Below are 7,965 nucleotides of genomic sequence, written 5' to 3'. Positions count from 1 at the left end.
ACCACGGGCAATGTTGGTGATCTTGGTGCCACCGGTTTTGGACACGCTGTTATAGGTATCCCCACCCAGGGTGATGTTGTTGTAGTTGACGCTGCCGTCGATATTGGTGTCGTACTTCACCGAGATATCGGCCACCTTGTTCAGCTGGCTGACGTTTACCGCATCAGTGTCGGCGGTACCTGCGGTCAGACCGGTGATCTTACCCGAGCCGCTATCGTTGATGGTCACATTGCCAAACTTCGGCGCATCAGCCATCTGCAGCTTAATCTCGCCTGTCACTGGATCGGCCTCGGTCTTCAGGTTGTTACCTGAATAAGCACCAGCGGTGGAAGCCTTACCAACAATGCCGAGGGTCTCACCCAGTTTCTTGGCGACGCTACCAGCGTTGCCCGCGAAGGTCAGGGAAGTATCCGCTAAAGCCTTCAGCTGGGCGACGTTTACGGCGTCGGTATCATCCAAGCCGGCAGCCAAGTGGGTGATTTGACGTGTATCAGTGGTATTACCGATGCTGACTGCCGCTTGGGTGGACTTCCACACATTGCTAGCGCTAGTAGAGGCCATTCCAGTTTTCGGGTCCAGTCCAGCACGCGCGGCAATATCCGATATTGCATTCACACCGAGCGCAACACCACCCACCTGGTTGGCCGTTGCACCCACACCGATGGCGATACCGGAATTAGCGGTAGCCGAGGCATTGACCCCTATGGCCATTGCTTTCTGAGCGCTAGCCAAAGAATTAGAACCAATAGCAGCAGCTTGCGCAGCACTTGCGTTCGCCCCTTGGGCACCCACAGCGCCCGAGCCCCCAATAGAAATAGCCTGATCAGCCGTTGCTCTAGTATCCAGACCAATCGCAGTACTACCGAAACCAGAAGCCAAGCTACCCGTGCCGAAGGCGATGGCCCCACGGTTGCTTGCCGTAGCAGCCACACCAGCCGATAACGCATCTTGGCCGGTGGTAATCGCACCAGTCCCAATCGCAATACCACCCATGCTAGTGCTCTTCGCATAGGACCCAATTGCGATGCTCATTGGAGAAGTATTAGCTGCCGCGCGGTCGCCTAGGGCAACGCTACCAAAGCTTGCTGAGGCTCCATTACCAACAGCAGTTGAATAGATGGTTTGGCCGTAGATAGCGGTATTGCCAAGTCCCGTCGGCCAGATATTGTTTGTAACTCCATAACCTCCCCCTGTGCTGGCGTTCTGACCTACAACTGTGTTCGTTGACAAATTCGAATCTGCCACACTGGTCGCCGTACCAGTGGCTGTCCAAGCATGCGCCTGCCCAGTTGCACCCAACACTGCGATGCTCGCAAGCACTTGAGCGCTAAGACTCTTGGAGAGACGCGAGCCGCTCTTGCCCTTTCCTTTGGACGTAGCGAACTCACATGCGACTACCCAAGCCCCCATGGTTGCATTCCAAACCAATTGATAAATATGGTTCACAAATAACTCCTCGGCCGGTATATGGCCGGCATAAATCAAATAGGAAAATTCAGAAGCGCTGATCGCGACGCGCTGCCGTTTCAGGCGCGCTCGCTCCGGAAAACTCAGCGGGACAAATCAGCGATAGAGCGCTCTAGCAGCGGGCGCTCGATGGAGACGCTGGAGTTGATGTATTCGCGCTGGTACAGCTGCAAGGCCGTGGCCTTATCGGCAGCGACGTACTGGGCAAAGCCACCAGCGAAGAAGGCCGACTCAGCGCGCAAGTCGCGGCGCGCCACATCAGCGATGGACATAGCTTCGATGGCAGCAAATACCATCTCGGTGCTGCCCTTGCCGGCGTACAGGTCAATCAGTGCCTGGTGCACTGCATCTTTGCCTTGCATGCCACGCGCCTGTTGCTTCAGATGCTTGCGCAGCTCGTTCGGCTGTCCCTGCCAAGTACGTGCGGAAAGCCACAACTGCCAAACCTGGGCGTAGGCAGCATCACGCGGAGTAGCAGTGCTAGCGATGGCGTCAAAAGCCTTGCGAGCATCTGCATAACGCTCCAGCAGAACCAGATTCACTGCCGACGGCACTGCAGAGTCAGTCTTCAGTTCGGTGCTGGAGAGCGCATCGAACAATTTGCGTGCCTGATCGTGACGGCCGCCAGCATCGTCAGCGAGGGCCTGGGTGTAAGAAATTTGCGGGGTAGTCTGAACCGAAGACTGCGCCTGGCTGAATGCATTAGTAGCGCCAACGCACAGCGGACCGATCAGCATGAGCGAAAGAAATAGACGGGAACGCATATGCCCAATACCGGAGGCTTGAGCAGCTTGCTTGAAACGGGATTTGAGAGTGTTTTTCATGGTCAAGGCTGTTTGATTGGGACTGCAGCCATGTTAGGGAGGCACCCTCTGAACGAACCGAAGCTGTTTCCGAGCGATATGTAGGAAACGTCTGATTCGCGGAAGGTTGAATCGCCTCGGGTTTCGTAGACACCTCCATGCCTTAAACTGAGACCAATTAGGAGGTACCATGAGCAACCCGCGTTACCCCGAAGAATTTAAGTCCAAGTGGTCAATCAAGTGACCGAAAAGAAGTAGCCTGTCGCTGAAGTAGCGGCACGTCTTGGTGTGTCGACGCATAGCCTCTATGCCTGGATAAAGCGCTACAGCAAACCTCAAGAGGAGCGGCAGCAGGATGATGATCAGCACGTTGAACTGCGTCGTCTGCGAGCAGAACTCAAGCGGGTCACTGAAGAGCGAGATACCTTAAAAAGGTCGCCGCGTACTTTGCCAAGGAGTGCGGCTGAAGTACGCCCTTATCAAGCAGCGCGCGGGCGACTATTCCATTCGACGGCTTTGCCTGACGCTGAAAGTCCATCCCAGTGGTTATTACGCCTGGTTGTCTGAGCCGCAATCTGCACGCGCTAAAGACGATCAGCGATTGCTGGGTTTGATTAAGCATTCGTGGCTGAAGAGCGGCGAAGTGTATGGCTATCGCAAAATCCATGATGATCTTCGCGAGGTCGGTGAAGATTGTGGTCGACATCGTGTGGCGAGACTGATGCGTCTTGAAGGTCTGCGCTCTCAGACAGGGTATCGACGACGCCATGGAAAGTATGGCGGTAAGCCAGCAGTCGCCTCACCCATTTTACTGAAGCGCCAGTTCGATGTCGTAGAACCTAACAAAGCGTGGGTCACCGACATCACCTACATTCGTACGTATGAGGGCTGGCTGTATTTGGTTGTAGTCTTGGATCTGTTTTCTCGTCTGGTAGTCGGCTGGTCAATGAAGTCGCAGAAGACCAGTGAGTTGGCTATTGATGCGATATTGATGGCGGTTTGGAGGCGTAAACCGAAACAGGAGGTGATGGCTCACTCCGACCAAGGCAGCCAATACAGCAGCACCGATTGGCGCAGCTTTTGAAGGCGAACAATTTAGTTGCCACCATGAGTCGCCGAGGCAACTGTCATGACCACGCCGCAGCCGAGAGCTTTTTCCGGCTTCTAAAGCGGGAACGGATCAAGCGAAAAATCTACACCACACGGCAAGATGCTCGTAAGCGGATGGCGAACACACCTACCGAACTCGAGCATTAATGGCGATGGTATCCGCGTATTTTTAAGCGGACGCGATCCCCTTATCGCCAGGATTTCATGCACCAACGAAGCTCTTACCCTAAATCGTTCAAAGCTCAGGTCGTCCAAGAGCGCCTGCAGCCAGGAGCGACGATTTCCAGCGTAGGCATCCATCACGGCATCAACGCCAACGTGATCCGCAAGTGGCTACCGAACTACCGGGATCATACGAACAGATATTCCTCATGCTACCCATGTCATGCAGCTAGACGACAGCTGATGCAGACAGCCATTATATTGCTGACAAGGTGTCTGCGAGACGCTTACAGATGCTCGTAGCGATGTGTTCGATTACATCGAGATGTTCTACAACGCAAAACGCCGCCATGGTTTCAACAATCAGCATTCACCGGTAGAGTTTGAAAAACGTTACGCAATGAGCTTGCAAGGCGTCTAGAGAGCCGGGGCGATTCATGCGCAATTGGGGGGGGTATTGAAGAAGGCGTAACAGTCGAGAAAAATGGCCTCCATGAAGATAGGAGGCCGTAGGTATCATTCATCAAGTTCTGTAAAAATGGTCTTATCGATAGCACTCAAAGCACCACGGACCAATCGTAGATTTTTCTCACTGTAGCTCTTAACAATAATGCCTAAGCGGTTCTTGGCATCGACAAGGCGAGCAGATTTTGCGGCAAGATTGTCACTCAGGCGCTGAAGAGCAATCTCCCGCTCATCCAGTTCGATAGCACGCAAAAGAAGATGCGCCTGCTGCTCCACTCGTTGCTCTTCCCTGGAGAGCCGTTCGACCCGGCTTGCAAATTCATGCTCGCGCCTGCCGATTGCCTCCTCCAGAACCTGAAGAGCCGTACGGCGCTCGGACAGACTCGCCGCTTGCGCTTGGACATCGCGCTCAAGAGAGAGCCTGCCAATATGGAGGCTCTGTTCCAACTGTTGCAAACGCTCAGCCTGCTCAGCAAGCCTCAGCTCCCTTTCTTTAACCTGCAGGGAGCGATGATCTAGAGCTTCCTGTGTCTTCAGTGCACTGAGCTTCTGTTGTGATAGCTCATGGGCCATACCGGCAAGGAAGTCGAGCGAGGGCTGGACACCTAAATTCACATTGTCGGGGTCGCCAATATTTAAAGGTTTCGAGGTCTCAGGCTGAGGAGCGACTTCTGACAACTCAGACGGACCGGACTGGGTAGGTCGCATGATCTGCGGTTTGATCTCCGCAGGCTCCTGAAGTGGCATCGACAACAAATCCTGAATAGCAGCCAAGTCGGCGACTTCCGAGGCATAGTCCAATTCCAAGACTACCTCAACACAATTATTTTCCGCTGAGGAGTCAGAGATAGGAGTGCGCTGAGTGGTGAACCGCCCTTGCCCGGCTCGCGTCATCTCCGGAAGCTGGCCGAAGTAGCTCTGCGATGGCTGATCCAACCTGAGATTGAAGGAGGGGACCTTAATGTCTTTCGGCAACGGTTCTGGATGGTTTGGAATGCTGAGGGAGCCGTTCATAATCATCGATTCGCATGTGTGATGGATGGGGAGCCCGCCATGGAGGCGAGCTACTACCGAAGAACCAATACCTGCCTGAAGTTGCTCGCCTGACGCCTGCTGCCTCTGTCTTCAGCGCAACTCCAGATCGAACTTGCGTGCTGAACTTAAACCAGGCATCAGACGTCATGTCAGCTCAAATTTTATCCGGAGTGGCCAACAACGAATTCACCGACAGGGGGAAGTAAGCTACTGGTACGCTGTACTCATGGCCAAGCAACTTGCCTTCGCCATACCAGAGAACTCCGTTTTGCCGCATTGTCAGGCCCACGCCCGGGGAGATATTGAGTTGAGCTCCATTAGAGGCACTGAAAGTAAGAGCGGTGGCCTCAAGGCGGTCCACGCTGTAGTTAACATCAGGCGGTGGCAATTGCTGTTTTACCCGTTCAAGGAAGACCGGTGCCAAACGAACAAAGAGCTGATTAGCTTGCTCCTGATACTGCACGACGCCCTTACCAGGATTCCTGCGCAACTCTGCCCCGATCAGCGCGAAGATATCCGCAGTGGCGTGAGCCGAAGCCAACTTAACTCGTAGTGCTTGGGTCAAACGAGCGTTGTCGATTTGAGTGCTTGGTAAGTTGTCGCTTTTGTCTGGTGGGGAAGTAATAGCTGCTACGTCTTTTAAGTCGACAGGAGATTGTGCGTCGAATGCAATGTAAGCCGCACAGGCTGCGGCCTGCCCCGCACGGTCTCCGGTGAGCAGCAGCGATGTAGAGCGACTGATTGGTAGCTTAGACGGGTCAATGCCCATGCTGAGCAAGCTGCCGCTGACCTGTTCCAGCGTTGCATCACCACGAGCCAACGCACAAATGTATCCAACCATTTGCTTGGCATTAGAATCATCAAACTGAGGGCGCAGCTGAGAAATCGATTCTTGGATGATCGGAAGAACGGGCATTTCTACCACGTCCCGGCTTAGGGTCCATTTCTGAGGAAGGCATCCATAAAGCGCGCTGATACTACCAATAAGCGCGATGCCGAAGAGAGCCTTGTATTTCATTAGTTCATGCCTCCGAGAGTTTGTTAGGTGGGCGGATCCTTACACCGAACTGGAGAGTCCATCAGTGCGTTCACCGTAGATCGCTTGGTAAGAAGACTATTGAGTTCAAACAAAGAGCGGAGTAGGTCGCGTCTTGCCATTTCGTAGGAAATGTCTGACGGAAGCGATTGAGAAAGATCAACCACATCGCCCTTTGCTCAACAGTCGGTAAGCGTCCGCGCAACTCACCGTAAGCTCCTGACATCATGCGGTTCTAGCGTTCCGCAGCAGATCCCTACCGCCCTGACCACCATCTGTCAGGCATGCTTCCATCATTCCATCCGTAATTTTTATTGACACCCCAAAAGCATCTCAGTATCGTCCGTCCCCCTCCTTTCCGGCTACCTCTGCCGTGAACCGCCCAGGCGTTAACTCGCGAAGCGGTCATACAAGTTGCCGACACTTATACGGTCGCTATCTACTAGCGCGCCTCATTTCCGATATCAAGTGTTAAGGATGATTCTATGATCATTCGTCAGGCTACTAACGCCGACCATCCGCAACTGCTCAACATTTGGCTGCGCTCCGTTCGCGCCACACATCACTTCCTCCAAGAATCCGATATTGAGGCATTGCTTCCTCAGCTCCGCGATATTTACCTACCCGCTGTTGAATTATGGGTTGCGGTAGATGCCGAGGACTGCCCCCTAGGGTTCATCGGGCTCAATAAAAACCACGTAGAGATGCTCTTCATCGAACCAGATCTGCGAGGGAAAGGGATTGGCCGTGCGCTGCTGGATCATGCCCGCAGTTCGCGCAGTCAGATGAGTGTTGATGTGAATGAACAGAACCCCGAAGCGGTAGGGTTCTATTTACATTACGGGTTTGTTCAAACAGGTCGTTCTCCGCTGGATGGCGAGGGCCACCCCTTCCCCTTGCTGCACCTGAGCCTGCCCGGCTAGGGCTGTACTCGTGAATCGCTCCTTAGCTTCTGCTTCGGGGCGATTCATTATCCATCAGGCCGGCATCCATTGATTCGTTAGCAATTGCCGATCTCACTGGCTCGCTGTGTCGGCAGCCGTGTCAGCACATCTTTGAGATAATGGCGACACTGGACACGGTTGCGCCAGGTTGCAGACACTCTTGAACGTAAGCGTCTGGGGAAGTCACCTTCCGAACTCCAGCATTAAGGGCGATGGTGTCCGCGTATTTTTAAGCGGACGCTATCGGCCTTAACGTCAGGAGTTCCATGCGCCATCGAAGCTCTTATCCGAAACCCTTCAAGGCCCAGGTTGTTCAGGAATGCCTGCAACCGGGCGCAACCCTATCCAGCGTCGCCATCAGCCACGGCATCAACGCCAACATGATCCGCAAGTGGCTGCCGCTTTACCGAGACCAGCCGCCAGCAGCGTTGCCGGCTTTCGTTCCGTTGAGAGCTGCACCCAAGCGGCAGACGGAAGCTTTGGCGATTATTGAGCTGCCGCTTGGCGAGCAATCGATCACGGTGAAATGGCCGATGTCTGATCCTGAAGGCTGCGCTCGCTTTGTCCGTGGACTCACGCAATGATTCGCATCGACGCCATCTGGCTTGCCACCGAGCCCATGGACATGCGTGCCGGCACCGAGACCGCGTTAGCCAGAGTGATCGCGGTGTTCGGTGCGGCGAAGCCGCACTGTGCTTATCTGTTTGCCAACCGCCGCGCCACTCGTATGAAAGTGCTGGTGCATGACGGGATTGGCGTCTGGCTGGCTGCTCGTCGATTGAACCAAGGAAAGTTTCACTGGCCAGGCATTCGACTAGGCTGCGAGATGGAGCTGGATGCCGAGCAACTTCAGGCTTTGGTGCTCGGTCTGCCTTGGCAACGCGTTGGGGCTGGCGGTGCAATCACATTGCTCTAGAAGCTGTAATTAGCGCCTCGGCCTGCT

General features: G+C 54.4%; 8 protein-coding genes and 2 pseudogenes. 6 read left to right on the top strand and 4 right to left on the bottom strand.

Going from position 1 to position 7,965, the window contains the following annotated elements; translation table 11 throughout:
• On the bottom strand, positions 1 to 1,446 hold a 1,446-nt coding region (locus ACM6G4_RS07275; protein ID WP_414913372.1), incomplete at its 3' end, for an ESPR-type extended signal peptide-containing protein.
• A 104-nt stretch (positions 1,447 to 1,550) separates the two neighbouring features.
• Positions 1,551 to 2,291: a hypothetical protein gene (locus ACM6G4_RS07270; RefSeq protein WP_414913371.1), complete on the bottom strand. Its 741-nt coding sequence runs from the start codon at positions 2,289 to 2,291 to the stop codon at positions 1,551 to 1,553.
• A gap of 169 nt (positions 2,292 to 2,460) precedes the next feature.
• Between ACM6G4_RS07270 and ACM6G4_RS07265 the strand changes: the two are divergent.
• From ACM6G4_RS07265 to ACM6G4_RS07255, 3 genes and pseudogenes are all read left to right on the top strand, one after another.
• Positions 2,461 to 3,488 (top strand): annotated as a pseudogene (locus ACM6G4_RS07265) (IS3 family transposase); the annotation flags it as partial.
• A 96-nt stretch (positions 3,489 to 3,584) separates the two neighbouring features.
• Positions 3,585 to 3,845, top strand: coding sequence for a transposase (locus ACM6G4_RS07260; RefSeq protein ID WP_414913370.1), 261 nt, complete (start codon positions 3,585 to 3,587; stop codon positions 3,843 to 3,845).
• Positions 3,826 to 3,963, top strand: a pseudogene (locus ACM6G4_RS07255) (IS3 family transposase); the annotation flags it as partial. The gene ACM6G4_RS07260 and the pseudogene ACM6G4_RS07255, both read left to right, overlap by 20 nt.
• Before the next feature lie 95 nt (positions 3,964 to 4,058).
• Here ACM6G4_RS07255 and ACM6G4_RS07250 read toward each other — a convergent pair.
• Positions 4,059 to 5,021: a hypothetical protein gene (locus tag ACM6G4_RS07250; RefSeq protein WP_414913369.1), complete on the bottom strand. Its 963-nt coding sequence runs from the start codon at positions 5,019 to 5,021 to the stop codon at positions 4,059 to 4,061.
• A 175-nt stretch (positions 5,022 to 5,196) separates the two neighbouring features.
• A complete protein-coding gene (locus ACM6G4_RS07245; protein WP_414913368.1) occupies positions 5,197 to 6,060 on the bottom strand; it encodes a hypothetical protein in 864 nt (287 codons plus the stop codon).
• A 503-nt stretch (positions 6,061 to 6,563) separates the two neighbouring features.
• On the opposite strand from ACM6G4_RS07245, the gene ACM6G4_RS07240 reads away from it, so the two are divergent.
• The 3 genes from ACM6G4_RS07240 to tnpB all read left to right on the top strand — a co-directional run bounded on the left by ACM6G4_RS07240 (position 6,564) and on the right by tnpB (position 7,938).
• Complete coding sequence (locus tag ACM6G4_RS07240) at positions 6,564 to 7,001, top strand: acetyltransferase (protein WP_414913367.1); 438 nt, start codon at positions 6,564 to 6,566, stop codon at positions 6,999 to 7,001.
• 287 nt (positions 7,002 to 7,288) lie between these two features.
• Positions 7,289 to 7,606: an IS66-like element accessory protein TnpA gene (gene tnpA, locus ACM6G4_RS07235; RefSeq protein WP_414913366.1), complete on the top strand. Its 318-nt coding sequence runs from the start codon at positions 7,289 to 7,291 to the stop codon at positions 7,604 to 7,606.
• Positions 7,603 to 7,938 (top strand): IS66 family insertion sequence element accessory protein TnpB, encoded by a 336-nt coding sequence (gene tnpB / locus ACM6G4_RS07230; RefSeq protein WP_047542313.1) that lies wholly within the window; start codon positions 7,603 to 7,605, stop codon positions 7,936 to 7,938. Before tnpA ends, tnpB begins: the two co-directional genes overlap by 4 nt.
• Positions 7,939 to 7,965: the final 27 nt, after the last annotated feature.

The organism is Pseudomonas sp. IT-P258 (assembly GCF_949767825.1).
Taxonomy (GTDB): Bacteria; Pseudomonadota; Gammaproteobacteria; order Pseudomonadales; family Pseudomonadaceae; genus Aquipseudomonas; species Aquipseudomonas monachiensis.
The sequence above is the reverse complement of the archived record's forward strand: the minus strand, read 5'-3'. Positions and strand labels throughout refer to the sequence as shown.